We start from the raw sequence: 17,540 nt of genomic DNA, 5'->3' as shown, positions 1-17,540 counted from the left end.
TTTGAGCTGGTTATAGTGTATAATAAACATACGGAACACCAGTTCTTTTGATGGGAGGTGAACACATGCTAAAGGCTTATAAATACAGGCTTTATCCTAATCGTGAACAGCAAGAGTTTTTTGCAAAATGCTTCGGCTGCGCCAGATTCATATACAATAAAATGCTTTCTGACAGGATTGATCACTATAAAGAAACCGGCAAAAGCCTAAAGAACACGCCAGCTCAATATAAAGCCGATTTTCCATGGCTCAAGGAAGTTGACAGCCTTGCCCTCGCTAACGCGCAGGTCAACCTAAATAAGGCCTATAACAACTTCTTTAGAGATAAGACCGTTGGATTCCCTAAGTTCAAAAGCAGAAAGTTCAACTACTTCAGCTACACTACAAACAATCAAAAAGGCACAGTACATATTGAAAACGGCTACATCAAGCTGCCAAAGCTGAAATCGCCGGTAAGGGTCAAGCAGCACAGGCAGTTTACCGGAACCATAAAGTCTTGCACTATATCAAAGACTCCCGCAGGGAGATACTTCGTATCTGTGCTTGTAGAAACCGAAATTAAACAGCTCCAGCCGATTTCTTCAAAAGTGGGCATCGATGTAGGCCTAAAAGAGTTTGCTGTCCTTTCGGACGGATCAAGATTTGCCAACCCAAAGCACCTTAGAAAGTCCGAAAAAAGGCTCGCAAAGCTCCAAAAGGATCTATCGCGTAAGCGAAAAGGTAGTAACAACCGCAATAAAGCAAGACTCAAGGTTGCAAAGCTTCACGAGAAAATATCCAACCAGCGCAGTGAGTTTCTGCACAAATTAAGCACTAAGATTATTCGCGAAAACCAAGCTATAGTAATCGAGGACCTTAAAGTGAAGAACATGCTTAAGAATCATAAGCTGTCCAAGGCCATTTCAGAAGTCTCTTGGAGCATGTTCAGAACCATGCTCGAATATAAGGCTGAGTGGTACGGCAGAGACATTATTATTGCCCCATCAAACTATGCAAGTAGCCAGCTATGCTCAAGCTGCGGCAACAAATCGAGCCAAACCAAAGACTTGTCATGCCGGGTGTACATATGTCCTGAGTGCGGCCTAGAAATAGACCGGGACTATAACGCAAGTCTGAACTTACTAAAGTTGGCCCTATAATACAAGATATTCGGTCAATCGGGGCAGGTCCTGCCCTTAGAGCCTGGGTAAACTTGTGGCGTTAGCCATATTGACCAGGAAGCCCCCACTTCTAAGCGTTAGCGTAAGTGGTGGGTAGTTCACCCATAGATTTCACCTCATTCAAATAAAATAAAATGACACAGAAACTTCAAAAAACATTTTGTATACAATACATTCCACCTCATAATTATGCACAACTCAATACTTTTTATGCACATTTATGAGATTTTTATTTTTTGACAAAAAACAAACAACCCGTTCGTGGGATCCCAGCCAAAACCATGCGTGTCCCTTGATATCACAATTGTTTGCAATTTGACTTTTTCCGATGACAGCCATGTATATTTCAGAATAATTTTACTTTTTTACATACTTTCATAAAAATAAGGCGCCCGGCAAATTATACCAGGAACCTTATTTTGCATATTGTTACAGATATGTTATAATTTTTATTCACTTCGATTTATTTTACGCTCCTAGTCCAACAGCTCTACTCTAATCCCTCAATTATATCTTTATATATTTCATAATTTTCATCTCCAAAGCATGCGAATATGACCCTTTCTATTGAATCATCCACTTTTATAAACTCTGTAACAGCTTTAATAGCTATAACTGCAGCTTTTTTTGGGGGAAACTTGTATACCCCAGTGCTTATGTTTGGAAAGGCTATACTCTTTATGCCGTTTTGGACTGCGATATTCAAGCTGTTTCTGTAGCAGTTTGCAAGAAGATGTTCTTCATTTTCAAATCCGCCTTTCCAGATTGGCCCTACAGTGTGTATTACATATTTTGAAGGCAAATTCCCTGCTGTAGTAATAACAGCATCACCTGTGGGGCATCCCCCCTGTTCCTTTACTATCTCCTTGCATTCCCTTAGAATTTCAGGGCCACCAGCCCTGTGTATGGCTCCGTCAACGCCGCCCCCTCCCATAAGTGAGCTGTTTGCTGCATTTACTATTGCATCTACACTCAGCTTTGTTATATCACCATTTAAAAGCTCTATGGTCGCATTTTCGACCTTTTTTTCCATAGCAATCCCTCCTTTGCAGGTTATTTATATACCCAATATTTTTTTCTGTATTATAATTTCCCGCTTTATTTAAACGTATTTTAACCTATAGCATCTATCAGCACGCAGTGCCACGTGATTGAACTTTCACCTTCCCACTTTATTTTATTATAATATGAATTTTTCTATTGCATATGCCACTCCTGATTCATCATTTGTAAGTGTTACAAATGATGCATGTTTTTTTACCTCTTCCTCGGCATTTCCCATCGCAACTGAAAGCCCCGCCTCCATAAGCATGCTTATGTCGTTGTGGTTATCTCCAAATGCCGCTATCTCTTGTTTTGAAATCCCCATATTATCTGCAATGCATCTTACCGCACTGCCCTTGCTCACATCTTTTCTCATAAAATCATAAAGGCCGCTTCCGGACTGCACCAGTGTCATTCCTTCTATTTTTTCAACTTCTAACCTTACAGCCTCATATATGTTTTCATCCTGCGGGCACAATATGCCCTTTATTATAGGTGTTCCTCCAAGTACCACTTCGGTGCAGTCTCTTACAAGTCTTATGTCTATTTTATCTTCTTCAGGCAGAGTCTTATTGTATTCGTAAAAAAACTTCGCCCTTCCCTCAATTTTTTCCGTAAACATCGTAGACCTTGAATACATGTGGAACACAGCCCCTTTTGATCTACATATATTTATAAATTTTATGATTTTTTCAGGTTGTATTGTAAATTCCGCAATAGCATTATCTGAACCCAGCTTTCTTATTAGGCCCCCATTACATGATATGACAGGCAAGTCGAGCCCTATCTGTCTCATGTAGTTTTTGACCATGGCATCCATTCTGCCTGTGGCTATTACAATTTGAACTCCTCTTCGGGCCAGTCTCTTGAGAGCATCAATATTCCTCTTCGGTATACTGCTGTTGCTGTCCAAAACAGTACCATCCATGTCGAACACGCACAATTTATAGTTCAATTACATTCCCCCGCCTTCACATAATAGCCGCCTATATTTTTCGGAACAATCGCAAATATTAAATAAATCAAAATAAATTGATATTGGCAGTATATTTTGTTAGAATTGTATGGTGTGTAATAATTTGTCCACCAATTCTAACGTTTTACCCCTGCAGTGTGCCTCTCTAATACGCAATTAAATTTTTAAAAGGAGTTGATTATTTAATGATTAATATCATTGAAAAAATAGTATCTTATTGCAACAATATTCTTTGGTCGTACGTTCTAATAGCACTTCTTATTGTTCTTGGTATATATTTTACAATAAAATCCGGATTTGTACAGTTCAGGTTTCTAGGGGACATGTTCAGACTTCTTGGCGACGGAGCCAGCGACAGCATATCGTCAGAAGAGAAAAAGGGAGTTTCTTCATTCCAAGCATTTTGCATAAGTACGGCCTCAAGGGTTGGTACGGGAAATCTTGCCGGAGTTGCAATAGCAATTTCACTTGGAGGTCCCGGCGCAGTATTTTGGATGTGGCTAATAGCCTTTATCGGAGCGGCTTCAAGCTTTGTCGAAAGTACCCTTGCTCAGATATACAAGGTAAGTGATAAGCACGGCTTTAGAGGCGGCCCGGCATATTACATGGAGACAGCACTTGGTAAAAGAGGTCTTGGAATTGTATTTTCAGTACTCATAACGGTGTCTTTTGGACTTATATTTAACTCGGTACAGTCAAATACAATATCATTTGCATTTGAAAAAGCTTTCGGTGTGGACAGAAACATAATAGGCCTAGTTCTTGCAGCCGCCACTGGATTTATTATTTTCGGGGGAGTAAAGAGGATTGCAAAGGTTACTGAAATAATAGTACCTATAATGGCTGTAAGCTATGTACTAGTTGCACTTTTTGTGCTAGTGAAGAATTTTTCAAGTATACCTTCAGTATTTTCTCTTATAATGAGCAATGCATTTGAATTCAAATCTGCAGCAGGCGGAGGAATGGGCGCCGCTGTTATGATGGGTATAAAAAGAGGACTCTTTTCAAATGAAGCGGGAATGGGAAGTGCTCCAAATGCCGCAGCCACGGCAGGCGTATCTCACCCTGTAAAACAGGGACTCATACAGACTCTTGGCGTTTTTACTGATACAATATTAATATGCAGCGCAACGGCTTCAATAATACTTCTTTCAGGTATGTATACAGATAAAACGCTAGCCGGAATACAACTTACTCAGGCCGCACTGAGCTCTCAGGTAGGTCCGTGGGGAAACAACTTCATAGCACTATGCATACTCCTTTTTGCATTTAGCTCGATAGTTGGAAACTACTACTACGGGGAGACGAACATAGAGTTCATGAACACGAATAAAGCATGGCTTCTTGCATATAGAATATCAGTGGTTTCAATGGTGATGTTCGGTGCAAGATCGGAAATACAGATAGTCTGGGATATGGCAGACCTTTTCATGGGAGCCATGGCTCTTATAAATCTTGTTGCGATATTCTTCCTTGCAAACAAGGCATTTGACGCACTAGGTGACTATGCCGCGCAAAAAAGGCTCGGCATCGATCCTGTATTTTTTAAGGACAGCATTCCCGGCATAGAAAATGCAACTTGCTGGGAATATAAAGACGGAACAAATCTCAAAAAGAAAAAAATGACAAGGTAATAAAAATCCAGCACGGGAATTCCCGTGCTGGATTTTTTATATTCAAAAAAATATTCAAATAAGCGACATTTCATCCGATTCAATCACATGTGTGGTTTACAGCATATCTACCATATCCTATTTCAAATGCCCGAAGGTTCATATATAGATATTTGGAAGGCACATTGTTTTTTATCGCTTCCTCCCATATCTCGTTCGGTATTTCCATGTGCTTTGCCATCATACCAACCAAAAAAGTGTTTGCGATTTTGTCTGAGCCAAGCACCTTTCCCTCTGACGAGGCGTCCATCGTCTCAATATTGAAGCTTTCGGCAAGCCTCTCTTCTATGTCCTGAGGATACTCTTCCACCTCAGCCATCACGTGGGCTGGTGGTATCTTTGCCGTATTCATTATTATAAGTCCGTCTTTTTTAATGTACGTGCTCCACCTGTCACCCTCAAGCGCTTCAAGCGCAAGCAGTATATCTGCTTCTCCAGCTGGTATGTTGGGAGAAAACACTTTTTCTGACATCTTTACGCTTCCCCAGACCTTGCCTCCCCTTTGTGAGAGCCCTATCACGTCATTGCTCTTTACGTCGTATCCATAGGCAAATGCAGCCTCGCATATCAGCTTTGTCGTAAGGACAAGGCCTTGGCCTCCAACTCCAGCAAGAATTATATTGTAACTTTTCAAGCAAATCCCCCCTATTTAGACCTTTTAATTGCATTTACCGGACATACCTGCGCGCATACTGAGCATCCTACGCACATGTCCGGATTTATTGAAGATTTGAGCTTTTCAATGCCCTCGTATTTTTTCATCTGTATCGGCGGGCAGTTTGTCTTTACACATTTCCTGCAGCCTATGCACACTTGCGGATCAACATAAAACTGCGGCTCTTTGACCTTGAATTTGAGTGCGCAAGGCCTTGTGGTTATTATTACTGAAAGCCCGTTGTGTTTCATCTCCGCCTCTATTGTCTCCTTGGCACTTTTGTATTTAAACTGGTCTACAATTTTCACCCTGTCAAAACCCATTCCTTCAAGAAGTTTTCTCATGTCCACATTCATATCGTCCTCTTTTGAATAGCTTCCAGAGCTTGCAGTATGCTGTCCTCCTGTCATGGCGGTGGTTCCGTTATTCAGTATTATTATTGTCATGTTGTCTTTCGGATCAATCTGGTGAAGCATATTGACCATGCCAGTCATGCCTGAGTGGAAAAACGTCCCGTCACCTATTACGGCTACAATGGGTTCCGCCTTCCCCCTTAAAGCATTTGCCTTGGCTATCCCCTTCATTATTCCGAGTGAAGACCCCATGCTTATTTCAACGTCCAAAACCTCCAGCGGGAAAATAGCTGCAAGTGAATAGCAGCCTATGTCTCCTACCACAGTCTTTCCTGATTTTTTGAGTATGTCAAATACCGGCCTGTGAGGGCATCCAGCGCAAAACATGGGCAGCCTTGGAACTGCATGGTCATTCTTCTTCAAAGCATACTTGACCTCTTTTACAACGCCGGCTTCCTTAAGCCCCATTTCTATCTCTTCTATTCCGAGTTCTCCCGTAAACGAGAAGTATTTCTTCCCTTCGCAGGATATTCCATTTATTTTAAGTTCATTTTCGATAAATGGAGTCATCTCCTCTATCACTATAATATTCTTATATTCACTGGAAAGCTCTCTTATCTTGTCTATCGGCAAAGGATATATCATTCCGAGCTTGTATATTGGAATATCTAGTCCAAGCTCCTTGATGTTGTTATATACAATCCCCGACGTTATTATCAGGAAGTCCTTGTTTTTTGACTCCTCAAATATGTTTATATCCATATTTACTGCCTTTTGCTGCAGTTTTTCTATCCTACTTTTCATGCTGTGCTGCTTTTCAAAAGTGTTTGGAGGTATCATGTTGAAGTTCGACTTGTCTTTTTCAAATCCGTCAGGTTCGGGCTCAAACCTTTCGCAAAGCTCGACTGCGCTTCTGCTGTGGCAGAGCCTGCTTGTTATCCTCAGCATTACTGGCGTTGAATTCTCCTCGCTGACTTTTAGGGCAAGTTTTGTAAACTCCTTGGCCTCCTGGCTGTCCGAAGGGTCCAGTATGGCCATGTTTGCGAATTTTCCCATTATCCTGTTGTCCTGCTCATTTTGAGAACTTGCCATTCCCGGGTCGTCACCGGTGACAAGAAGAAAACCACCATTGGTACCACTTTGGGTAAATGTCATCATCGGGTCTGCAGCTATGTTAACGCCCACATGCTTCATGCTCACCATAGCCCTTGCGCCCGAAAAAGATGCTCCAATTGCAACTTCAAGGGCAACCTTTTCATTTACAGAAAACTCCGAGTATATCTCAGCTTTGTAATTATCTTTTACACTTTGGAGTATGTCCACCGTTGGAGAACCAGGATAGCTCGAAGCCACTTGTCCTCCCGCCTCATAAAACCCCCTGGCTATGGCCTGGTTTCCGGTCATGAGAACCTTATTTTCATCCATCATATAATCACCTCTTGTATTTTAAGCATATTATTTAAATACATATATACCCATTTGGGATGCTTTACTCTAAATATATTTATGGCTTTCTCGTTTTCACATCACGAATAAAATTTAATATTGCGTTGTATAAGTTCATGTGTTAGAATACTTAGTATTCCAATTCAATACAAGTCTTCCGGCTGAAGAGGGCAGAATACAATAAGTAAACTGCCTTTGGACGGAGCTCTGGAGAGATCCTTATATGGACACCGAAGGGGAAAGCCGCAAATGCGGTGAAACTCTCAGGTAAAAGGACAGAGAATGATGGCGTATATCGCGTTTTCAGTAGCTTTTAATATTGTATACTGTATTAAAAGCTGCAACCAGTTTTTGCGCCGCATCACGCTGTTCCTCCAGAGACCATTGACTATATGGTCTCTTTTTGATTCTTGGAAAACAAATATATAAATATTCAAGTGGAGGGATATGAAATGAAAGCTTTTATAACCGTAATAGGAAAAGACAACATAGGTATAATACACGGTGTCACTGAAGTCCTGGCGCAAAACAGGGTCAATATACTTGACATAAGCCAGACAATTCTGCAGGATTATTTTACAATGGTTATGCTTGTTGACCTTTCAAAAATGGAAGTGGAGCTCGAAAGATTGAAAGAACTTTTAGAGGAAAAAGGGTCTGAGCTTGGAGTTTCAATAAAAGTACAGCATGAAGACATATTCAATTCAATGCACAGGCTATAATTAAGGGGTGGTAATTATGATGACAATGGACAATATACTTCAGACAATAAAAATGATAGAACGCGAAAAGCTCGACATAAGAACAATAACAATGGGAATATCACTTTTTGACTGTGCCGATGGCAATATAGACAAGTGTTGCGCAAAGACATACGACAAGATAACAAGTCTTGCCCAGAACCTGGTGTCTGTAGGAAGGGATATAGAATCAGAATATGGAATACCCATAATAAACAAGAGGATATCAATAACGCCCGTTTCGCTGTTTTGCCATTCGACTGACGAAGAGGATTATGTGAAAATGGCAAAGACATTGGACAAGGCTGCAAAGGCAGTAGGGGTTGACTTTATAGGTGGTTTTTCAGCGCTTGTCCAAAAGGGTTTCTCATCAAGCGACAGGGCCCTTATATCATCTATTCCAAGGGCCTTGTCTGAAACTGACATAGTCTGTTCGTCAGTGAACATCGGTTGCACTAGAAGCGGTATAAACATGGATGCGGTTAAAATGATGGGAGATATAGTAAAGCAGACGGCATATCTGACTAAGGATAGCGATAGTATAGGCTGTGCAAAGCTGGTTGTATTTGCAAATGCAGTGGAAGACAATCCCTTCATGGCCGGCGCATTCCACGGACCTGGAGAGGCCGAATGCATAATAAATGTTGGAGTGAGCGGTCCTGGAGTTGTAAAATCTGCTCTTGAACAGGTAAAAGGAGAGCCATTCGATATAGTTGCCGACACAATAAAAAAGACATCGTTTAAAATAACCAGAGCGGGACAGCTTGTCGCAAACGAAGCTGCAAAAAGGCTTAACGTCCCCTTTGGAATAGTAGACCTTTCACTAGCGCCCACTCCAGCTGTTGGAGACAGCATAGCAAGAATACTAGAGGAGATGGGGCTTGAAAAATGCGGAACCCATGGAACAACAGCAGCCCTTGCTCTTTTAAATGATGCCGTGAAAAAGGGGGGCATAATGGCATCTTCTCATGTAGGTGGGCTGAGCGGTGCATTCATACCTGTAAGCGAGGATGAGGGAATGATAGATGCAGTCAAGAGCGGCTCACTCACACTTGAAAAGCTTGAGGCAATGACATGTGTGTGCTCTGTAGGCCTTGACATGATAGCTATTCCTGGCGACACGAGCGCCGAGACCATTTCAGCAATAATTGCGGATGAAGCGGCAATAGGCGTGATAAACCACAAGACCACAGCTGTAAGGCTAATCCCAGTATACGGCAAATCCGTAGGTGAACATGCAACATTTGGAGGGCTCCTCGGAGAAGCCCCCATAATAGGGGTCAATAAATTTTCGAGCAATGACTTCATAATGAGGGGCGGAAGGATTCCAGCTCCTGTTCACAGCTTTAAAAGCTAAAAAACAGCTTTAATATAAAAAACAGGAAGCTTTCGCAGTTTGCGAAAGTTTCCTGTTTTTTATATCGCTAAGCAGAACACTTCTACTTTAACTCTTAAATCCTGCCTCCTGCTACCATTTCTACGATGGCAGATATGGCCTTTTCAGCGTCTTCACAAGGCCTCAAATCCGACATATCCCCCGTGTAGTGCATAAGACCGTATGCTGGAAGGCTTTTCCCCGGAATCAGGTTTGAAGGCACAGGCATTGGAATCATGCCCATATGATGTGCAAATGTGTTTATAGCGCCAAGGCAAAAGTCTCCTCCGCCTTCTGGAGTTCCGCATGTTGTAAATGATATAAGCTTTGTGCCGTAGAGCTTCGCATCCACCCAGAAATCACAAAGCGAATCCATGTAAAGCTTCATCTGGCCCGACACGTTACCGAAATACGTCGGGCATCCCATGAAAATATAGTCGCAATCAAGCGCGTCTTTTGCACTTGCAACAGGCACTGCCTTTATTTCGTCCAGATGCTCCCTTGCGACTTCGAACATTCCGGCTATCTTGTCTATATTTTCGTCTTGCACACGGAAAAGAGATGAATCTATTCCATGCCCATTTAGTTTTTCATGAATCATTTTTGCCATTATATAAGTGTTTCCGCAAACACTGTGAAATATTACATTTGCCTTCATAAATTCCTCCTACTCAAAAAGTTTCTTATATTCAGCATAGCCCTCCTTTTCAAGCTCATCCTTAGGTATGAACCTCAGGGCCGCCGAATTCATGCAGTACCTGAGTCCCGAAGGCTCTGGACCGTCAGGGAACACATGCCCCAGATGGGAATCCCCATACTTGCTCCTGACTTCTATCCTCTTCATAAAAAGCCCCCTGTCCTCTCTTTCTACTATGTTACCAGGTTCAAGCGCTTTTGAAAAGCTTGGCCATCCAGTTCCCGAAGCGTATTTGTCAATGGAGCTGAAAAGCGGCTCTCCCGACACTATGTCAACGTATATTCCTTCTTCCTTGTTGTCCCAGTACTCATTTTCAAAAGCCCTTTCAGTTCCGCTTTTTTGCGTGACCTTGTACTGCAGCTCTGTAAGCTCTTCAAGCCTTTTTTCCTTGTCAAAATCCTTGTATCTTGACGAGTCATCACCCTCTCCTTCAGGGAAAACATGGTCTTCTTCTATCCCCTCCCACTGCTTTTTCAAAAAGCCTTTTCTTCCCGAGCCCTGAGTGTATATGTTGTATCTTACGGGATTTTTTATATAGTAGTCCTGATGGTATTCCTCTGCGGGATAGAACTCGCTTGCCGGAAGAATTTCAGTAACTATAGTCCCGTCAAATACACCCGACTTTCCAATCTCCTCCTTCGACTTTTGAGCCTTTTCTCTTTGCTCTTCGTCTTGATAGAATATCGCACTCCTGTACTGGCTACCTCTGTCCGCAAACTGGCCTCCGGAATCAGTAGGATCTATCTGCCTCCAAAACACATGGAGTATCTGCTCGTATGAGACTTTTTCAGGGTCATATATTACCTGGACAGCTTCATAGTGCCCTGTCGTTCCGGACGACACCTCCTCATAAGAAGGATTTGCAGCATCCCCTCCAGTATATCCCGATATGACTTCCTCAACCCCGTCCACCTTCTCAAGGGCTGCCTCCATGCACCAAAAGCACCCCCCTGCAAAAGTCGCCTTATCGTACCTTTCATCGTTTATGTCTACTTTCGCCTTTTTCATGTCCAGTCTCCTTTCAATTATAAAATTGTTGTATGCAAAATATGAAACTAATGCAACTACTAAGGCCAACGCTACAAGTTTTTTAATACTCATAATATATCATCCTCCAAACTTTTCGCCGTGCCTTTTATAGACCACGATATAGTTTAAAAGTGCCAAAACAGATGCCACTGCAGCAATATACATGATCACAAGTCCGATGCCCGGGCTGAAATACAGCGTGAAAACTGCGGCGTAAAAAAACACAGTAGCCAGTTTTCCGAATATATTAGACTGTACTACAACCTCTTTCTTGTATAGCATGGATGATCCTATTATCATGATAACTTCCTTTGCCACAAATACAATAATAATCCAATTTGGCAAATACCCCACATATGCAAGCACTCCAACAACACAAAGAGTCATCATCTTGTCAGCAAGCGGATCTAGGAGCTTTCCAATATCGCTTTCCATTTCGAATTTTCTTGCCACCCATCCATCAAGCACATCTGTTATCCCCGCAAGTGCAAACACCAGCATCGCCTGCAGCTTCATATCTGAAAGAAATAAAAATGCGAAAACCGGAACGAGAAGCATTCTGAATATTGTTAGCATGTTTGGTATGGTCATATGTTCTCCTCTTTTCCCTTTATTTTAATCTTACCCTTTCATCACTAATTTCCACAGCAGTGGCTGTATTTATGGCATTTTAATAAAATTTTAATATTTGCTTATTTAAATGTTCATAAAAAAAGTCTATTATTATAAGTAAAGCACCTATAATGCAAACAGGAGGTTACAATGACAATAAAAAAAAGACTGCAAATGTCTTACATAGCAATGACACTCATATCAATGACCCTTATGATATTTCTCAACTATTTTGTCAATATTAGAGTTTTTAATTCAATAGGCGAAGGCAATACTTCAACCAACCCATACTCCATGCTCAGCAACATATTTGCCGTACAGGAGAGTATAACAAGAAGGATAAATATAGCCGATTTGGAATTTGCAAATGATCCTGATTCACAGGAAGCCGTGGAATTTTTAAAGTCATTTGAATCCGACCTCGCCGAAATACACAGCGGAGTGCTTATTAGAAACAGTGATGATATCGTATACAGCTCGGACATAATAAAAGATTCAATCGGAAAGATATATCTTCCAAAATTCAAAGAGCCTTTTGAGGAAAATCATTTTTTTGTCTCTGATAAGCAGTACATGCTGATTTCACAGCATGATTTTTATCTTGACGACGGTTCAGAATACAGCATGTTTGTAGTGCTAGATACAAAGTTGCTGCATGCCGCTATGGGGCATATGCGAACTAAGTTTTCACTTATAATATCATTTGCAATACTATTCACCTCGGGAATAATAACTTATTTCATGCACAAAAGCATAGCCCTGCCGCTTCAAAGACTTAAAATGGCTTCACAGGAAATCAAAAATGGAAATCTTAATTTCAGCATAGACCCTTTTTCTGATGATGAAATAGGGGAGCTCGGCATAGCTTTCGAGGATATGAGAAAGCGGCTTAAAGATATGCTTCACCTCCACATGAAATATGAAAAGGACAGGCAAAACATTATAGCAAACATATCACACGATTTAAAAACGCCTATAATGTCAATAAAAGGACATATAGAGGGAATACGCGATGGAATAGCAAATTCACCTGAAAAGCTTGAAAAATATATGGATATAATATATAAAAAGGCTTCTGAAATGGAAGTGATGATAGGCGAGGTGTTCACATGTTCAAGGCTTGACCTTGGAAAGGTTTCATTCAATTTCAAGGACATAGACATATGCGACTATATTGATTTTTGCGTTGAGGACCTGAGCCTTGCCGTTGAAAAGAGAAATGGGACACTCGGATTTGAAAAACCGGCTGCAAGCCCGGTAGTAATTGCAGACCCCGAAAAGCTAAGGAGGGTTTTCACAAACATAATAACAAACGCACTCAAATACATGGATAAGGGAATCCCAAAGATTTGGATAACACTTGACGAATGCCATGAAATGGTCAAAATAGGAATACATGACAACGGGATGGGTATTCCAGAAGAATCTCTGCCCTTCATATTCGACAGGTTCTACAGAGCTGATGAGTCAAGAAACACAATTGTTCCAGGAAGTGGAATCGGCCTTGCAATATCAAAACAGATAATAAGCACTCACGGCGGAGATATATGGGCAAAAAGCCACTACGGCAGTGGAACAAGCATGTATTTCACGCTTAGAAAAAAATTGGAGGATGGTAATATTGAAATTGAAAAGGATACTTATAATAGAGGATGATTTGAGCATAGCAGAGCTCGAAAAAGACTACCTTGAAATGAGCGGCTATAGCGTTGAAATAAGCCTTACAGGGATAGAGGGGCTAAATCTTGCAAGAAAAAATGAATACGACCTTATAATCCTGGACATAATGCTTCCCGAAATAGACGGGTTTCACATATGCAAGTCACTGAGATCGGAGATTGACATACCCATACTCATGGTGTCTGCAAAAGGGGAAGGCATAGACAAGATAAGAGGACTGGGGATCGGAGCCGATGACTATATAACAAAGCCATTCAGCCCAAGCGAGCTTGTTGCCAGGGTGAAAGCCCACATCGAACGATATGATAGGCTTACAAACAAAAACTCTTCGAGTGCGGACACCATAGAAGTGAACGGCCTTTTCATTGACAAATTCTCAAGGCGTGTGACTGTTGACAATGAAGAGCTTCACCTTTCGACAAAGGAATTCGACATACTGCTTCTTCTGGCCTCAAACCCAGACAGGGTGTTTAGCAAGAATGAAATATTTGAAAGAATATGGGGCGTGGACTCTCTTGGCGACATATCCACCGTGACAGTGCACATACGAAAGATAAGGGAGAAGGTCGAGTCAGATTCTTCAAATCCAAGGTACATAGAGACCATATGGGGTGTGGGCTACAGATTCAAAATTTGACTATAAACAGGTCTCTTGCCCGTTAAATTGACCATGAGCGGTTTATTCTATGCAGACCTTGTTGAGTAAACCTGCAATCTGACATTGAAACTGCAAACACAATATTAAAATAAAAGTCTGAAAAACTATGTTTTTCAGACTTTTATTTTATTTATTCATTCATATTCAGCCTGTTAATCCCCTGCTGCAAACCTTCTTATCATAGACAGCAGAAGGTCGACTTCTTCAATTGTAGTCCTGTAATTCGAAAAGCAAGCCCTTAAGCAGTGCTCTCCCTTTAGGCTTGCGGGAGATATGAAAAACTCTTCTTCTATTTCGCTTAAAAATTCCATGTTTTCAGAAGCACTGCCAAATGAAAAGCATACAGCGCTTGTCTGGGGCCTGTTTAAAAGTCTCACCCCGTCCATTTTTCCGATCTCGCCTGCAAAATAATATGCATTGTCCATGTTCACATCCACAACCTGGGAAAGCTTTCTGATTCCGTAAGTCTTAAGGGCAAACCACGTCTTTATGGCCCTTGAAGTCCTAGTCGACTGTATTCCGTAGTCAATATAGTTTATGGGGGCATCAGCGTCAAACTCTGCAATGCCTGTACTGTATGCATTGTAAAGATGCCTCCTTTCTTTTACAAGCACGCATCCCGCCTCAGCTGGAACAAAAAACCACTTGTGGGGGTCCACCGATATTGAATCGGCCTTTTCTATCCCCTTTAGAAGCTCTCTCCCCCTTTTTGAAAGTATGGCCCCTCCTCCGTATGCTCCATCGACATGAAGCCATATTCCATATTTCTTTGCAATGCCAGAAAGCGCCTCTATGTCGTCGACAGCGCCACAAAGCGATGTTCCAGCCTGAGCTATTATGCAAAATGGCCTGAAGCTGTTTTTGATGTCATTCTCTATGCGCCCTTCAAGGTCTTGAACGTCTATCCTAAAGTCGTCATCCACGGCCACTTTCCTGAGCATTTTCTTTCCGATTCCCATAACTCCCACGGCCTTGTCTATAGACGAATGTGCTTTTTGCGATGTATATAGGGTAAGGGGCTTTGAAACAGCTTGAATCCCATCCTGGGCGCTTCCAGGCAGAAAAGCTTCCCTTGCGGCTCCAAGTGCCGTAAGGGTAGATATGCTTCCCCCGCTTACAAGAATCCCCCCTGACTCCTTTCCATATCCAAAGAGCTGCGCCATCCAGCTTATCACCATTTCCTCTACTACAGTGGCCGCAGGGCCCGCCGTGAAATTAAAAGGGGCCTGGCTTATCCCTATGTTTGCAATTTCCCCAAGTATCCCCGCCTGAGAAGGGCTCGTTATTATCCACGAGAGAAACCTCGAGCTTCCCACTTTCGTAGAATTCGGTATGACCTTATCCTTGAACTGCTTTATTACATCATTTGCGCTGAGGCCTTCGACTGGGAGCTCTTCAAATAAAAGCTTCTCAATGTCATTTCTCGAAGTCTTCGGAACAACCCTTCCAGTAGATATGTCTCTTTGATATTCCTTTATTGTATTAGAGACCATATCCAAGTATTCATCAAACTTTTCAAGACTTAGCACATCGCCACCTCCGAATATTTTAAAATTGGAATTAATACATCTATTTACATTTTATCATCAATCCTCTTTTTTACACATATATTTCAATCTGCACTAGCCAAAATTCTGTTCATGCACTATGCTCTGATGCAAAGCTTAAAATTATCATAATTCTTGTATGAATGGATAATATTGTATCCATGCGGTGCTATAATTGACTAGTACATCAACTTTGACAAAAACTCGTGTCATAAATTTCAAGGGGGAATTGCAATGAAAAAGCCATCCATATTAAACGTATTTATGATTTCAATGTGCATGAGCCTTGCATATATAAGCCTGGCATATTGTGATTCCAGTGGCTTATACGAAGGAACAGAAATACTTTTTAATAGTTTCATTGGAGAAGACGAAAGCAACATCTACATTGACAGCAAGGAGATCTTCTGGAATCCTGATGCCTATGGCGAAAGGCATTCAAATGAAAATCCCGTGTTTGTGCTTCCAAAATCGAACATTTCGGGAATTTACAAGGAAGACGCCGGCTCATTTTATAAGAGAAATGTGTATGAATACGGCGGTCCGGATTCGGGCACTTACTTTAAATCTGCAGACTGCAATGTAATGGGATCGAACCTGTATGTCGACGGAGTGCTTGTTGACTATGTTGAAAACTACCATGACTCATCAAATCCAGATATGGTAACCCACATATATGCAAGAAAAGCTCCTCTTCCAAACTCGAAGGAATTGATAATTGTAAACAGAGAAGACCTTCCTCCGGGAGTGGTTCCCCCACATTCTTATTACGATAGAACCCTGTATGTCAAGGACTCTTACGGCATAAAAAAGGTGAATATAGACTCATGGTTTTCAATGCAAAGCGCAACTGTATGTTCAAACGGCTCGGTAATACTCTTTGGAAAGACCAATCATCCGGTGTTCTATTTCAATACTGCATACATAATGGATCAGGATATGAACATGACATCGGCCGCAGACTTTATCTCACAAAAGCTCGGAGTCGGAATTGTTCAAAACAGCAGCACCAAAAACATATTCGTAATTGGAATGTCGGGTGAAAGCGTAGTCATGCTTGTCGCTCCAAATCCAGAGAAATCCCTGCTGGATCAGCTTTCACACTCAAACTCCTATGGATTTTACAATCTTAACGGCGACCTTTCCATGGAAAAGAGGGTCGAAAGCTATGATGTGTTTTCGAAGCTGCAGCATGAACTGGACAGTATTGATTCTGATGAAATTCAAGTTTCAGATTCAAAGCATATATATGTCATTTCAGACTCTTTCGACACCGTGGCCAACCTGTCTTCCGGGGAAAGCTTCGAAATCCACAAATTCGGCGAAGAAATAGGGCGGTTCAAAGCTGCCGGAAGTGCAAAAGTAAGCTTTGAAGGCGTATTCAAAGACAAAATGATACCTGTCTACAAATACAAGACCGGAACATGCATATGCGCTGAAGACCTTGTAATCTACGGCTTTGAAATGAAGTGGGACCCAGATAAGAGGAGGACCGACTTTAACACGACGGGCACTCTTAGAAGTGGGAAGCACAGGAATTTAAGAGATGGTCCCGTATACAAAAGTGACGTTGGGATATATGTGAACGGAAAATACACGGAAAGCTTCAATACGGGGGGATATTCTCTCGTTGACATATACAGCCTTGAATACCTTACGGATTATAAAATGGATTTTAGTCTTGAAAACTAGACTATATGGGATCAGATTAAATCCATCTCTGTTTCAAATTGAGTTTCCATCCGCTGTATACAAGTGTAAACTATGCAATTCCAATAATTTGCAGTTTTTAATGCAGAATGCCGGGCCTTTCACAATGAGGTGCCCGGCATTTTGACCTTTTTGGCTTTCCAGTATTCCCCATGCGTCGTTTTACACCCCACACCGAGAGGGTA

Annotated in this window: 15 protein-coding genes and 1 riboswitch; of the genes, 7 read left to right on the top strand and 8 right to left on the bottom strand. The window is 41.6% G+C overall.

The window, feature by feature from the left end:
- The first annotated feature begins 65 nt into the window (after positions 1-65).
- Complete coding sequence (gene tnpB, locus BUQ87_RS00465) at positions 66-1,139, top strand: IS200/IS605 family element RNA-guided endonuclease TnpB (RefSeq protein WP_038261200.1); 1,074 nt, start codon at positions 66-68, stop codon at positions 1,137-1,139.
- Positions 1,140-1,650: 511 nt separating this feature from the next.
- On the opposite strand, the gene BUQ87_RS00460 is transcribed toward tnpB, so the two are convergent.
- Together BUQ87_RS00460 and BUQ87_RS00455 are read right to left on the bottom strand one after the other, a co-directional pair.
- Positions 1,651-2,193, bottom strand: a complete 543-nt coding sequence (locus BUQ87_RS00460) for an O-acetyl-ADP-ribose deacetylase (RefSeq protein ID WP_038261203.1) — start codon at positions 2,191-2,193, stop codon at positions 1,651-1,653.
- A 147-nt stretch (positions 2,194-2,340) separates the two neighbouring features.
- Positions 2,341-3,159: a Cof-type HAD-IIB family hydrolase gene (locus BUQ87_RS00455; protein ID WP_038261206.1), complete on the bottom strand. Its 819-nt coding sequence runs from the start codon at positions 3,157-3,159 to the stop codon at positions 2,341-2,343.
- Between the two features lie 206 nt (positions 3,160-3,365).
- Between BUQ87_RS00455 and BUQ87_RS00450 the strand changes: the two genes are divergently transcribed.
- A complete protein-coding gene (locus BUQ87_RS00450) occupies positions 3,366-4,814 on the top strand; it encodes an alanine/glycine:cation symporter family protein (RefSeq protein WP_077216429.1) in 1,449 nt (482 codons plus the stop codon).
- Positions 4,815-4,893: 79 nt separating this feature from the next.
- Here BUQ87_RS00450 and BUQ87_RS00445 read toward each other — a convergent pair whose 3' ends face one another.
- Together BUQ87_RS00445 and BUQ87_RS00440 are read right to left on the bottom strand one after the other, a co-directional pair.
- On the bottom strand, positions 4,894-5,487 hold the full coding sequence (locus BUQ87_RS00445) for an indolepyruvate oxidoreductase subunit beta (protein WP_038261209.1): 594 nt from the start codon (positions 5,485-5,487) through the stop codon (positions 4,894-4,896).
- 11 nt (positions 5,488-5,498) lie between these two features.
- Positions 5,499-7,289 (bottom strand): thiamine pyrophosphate-dependent enzyme, encoded by a 1,791-nt coding sequence (locus tag BUQ87_RS00440; protein ID WP_242943746.1) that lies wholly within the window; start codon positions 7,287-7,289, stop codon positions 5,499-5,501.
- Positions 7,290-7,504: 215 nt separating this feature from the next.
- Positions 7,505-7,596, top strand: a riboswitch (glycine riboswitch).
- Between the two features lie 163 nt (positions 7,597-7,759).
- Between BUQ87_RS00440 and BUQ87_RS00435 the strand changes: the two genes are divergently transcribed.
- Positions 7,760-8,029: an ACT domain-containing protein gene (locus BUQ87_RS00435; protein WP_038261210.1), complete on the top strand. Its 270-nt coding sequence runs from the start codon at positions 7,760-7,762 to the stop codon at positions 8,027-8,029.
- Positions 8,030-8,048: 19 nt separating this feature from the next.
- The gene (locus BUQ87_RS00430; RefSeq protein WP_408635087.1) at positions 8,049-9,404 is read left to right on the top strand and encodes a PFL family protein; all 1,356 of its coding nucleotides are present in this window, start codon (positions 8,049-8,051) and stop codon (positions 9,402-9,404) included.
- 94 nt (positions 9,405-9,498) lie between these two features.
- Here BUQ87_RS00430 and BUQ87_RS00425 read toward each other — a convergent pair whose 3' ends face one another.
- The 3 genes from BUQ87_RS00425 to pgsA all read right to left on the bottom strand — a co-directional run bounded on the left by BUQ87_RS00425 (position 9,499) and on the right by pgsA (position 11,739).
- Entirely contained in the window at positions 9,499-10,080 is a 582-nt protein-coding gene (locus BUQ87_RS00425) for a flavodoxin family protein (RefSeq protein WP_038261217.1), read from the bottom strand.
- A 9-nt stretch (positions 10,081-10,089) separates the two neighbouring features.
- Positions 10,090-11,127 carry a peptide-methionine (S)-S-oxide reductase MsrA gene (gene msrA / locus BUQ87_RS00420; RefSeq protein ID WP_038261652.1) on the bottom strand — a complete coding sequence of 346 codons (1,038 nt, stop codon included), beginning with the start codon at positions 11,125-11,127 and terminating at the stop codon, positions 10,090-10,092.
- Between the two features lie 99 nt (positions 11,128-11,226).
- Positions 11,227-11,739 carry a CDP-diacylglycerol--glycerol-3-phosphate 3-phosphatidyltransferase gene (gene pgsA, locus BUQ87_RS00415; protein ID WP_038261220.1) on the bottom strand — a complete coding sequence of 171 codons (513 nt, stop codon included), beginning with the start codon at positions 11,737-11,739 and terminating at the stop codon, positions 11,227-11,229.
- 171 nt (positions 11,740-11,910) lie between these two features.
- Between pgsA and BUQ87_RS00410 the strand changes: the two genes are divergently transcribed.
- Positions 11,911-13,416, top strand: coding sequence for a sensor histidine kinase (locus tag BUQ87_RS00410; RefSeq protein WP_038261223.1), 1,506 nt, complete (start codon positions 11,911-11,913; stop codon positions 13,414-13,416).
- The gene (locus BUQ87_RS00405; protein WP_456299551.1) at positions 13,382-14,077 is read left to right on the top strand and encodes a response regulator transcription factor; all 696 of its coding nucleotides are present in this window, start codon (positions 13,382-13,384) and stop codon (positions 14,075-14,077) included. The genes BUQ87_RS00410 and BUQ87_RS00405 overlap by 35 nt, the downstream gene beginning before the upstream one ends.
- Positions 14,078-14,250: 173 nt before the next feature.
- Here the strand turns inward: BUQ87_RS00405 and BUQ87_RS00400 are convergent, their stop codons facing one another.
- A complete protein-coding gene (locus BUQ87_RS00400) occupies positions 14,251-15,627 on the bottom strand; it encodes a pyridoxal phosphate-dependent decarboxylase family protein (protein WP_038261226.1) in 1,377 nt (458 codons plus the stop codon).
- Positions 15,628-15,879: 252 nt separating this feature from the next.
- Here BUQ87_RS00400 and BUQ87_RS00395 point away from each other — a divergent pair, with 252 nt between their 5' ends.
- Positions 15,880-17,337 (top strand): hypothetical protein, encoded by a 1,458-nt coding sequence (locus tag BUQ87_RS00395; RefSeq protein ID WP_038261229.1) that lies wholly within the window; start codon positions 15,880-15,882, stop codon positions 17,335-17,337.
- Positions 17,338-17,540 lie beyond the last annotated feature (203 nt).

Origin of the sequence: Peptoclostridium litorale DSM 5388 (genome assembly GCF_900141635.1) — a bacterium.
In the GTDB taxonomy this organism is placed as follows: domain Bacteria; phylum Bacillota; class Clostridia; order Peptostreptococcales; family Peptostreptococcaceae; genus Peptoclostridium; species Peptoclostridium litorale.
The sequence above is the reverse complement of the archived record's forward strand: the minus strand, read 5'-3'. Positions and strand labels throughout refer to the sequence as shown.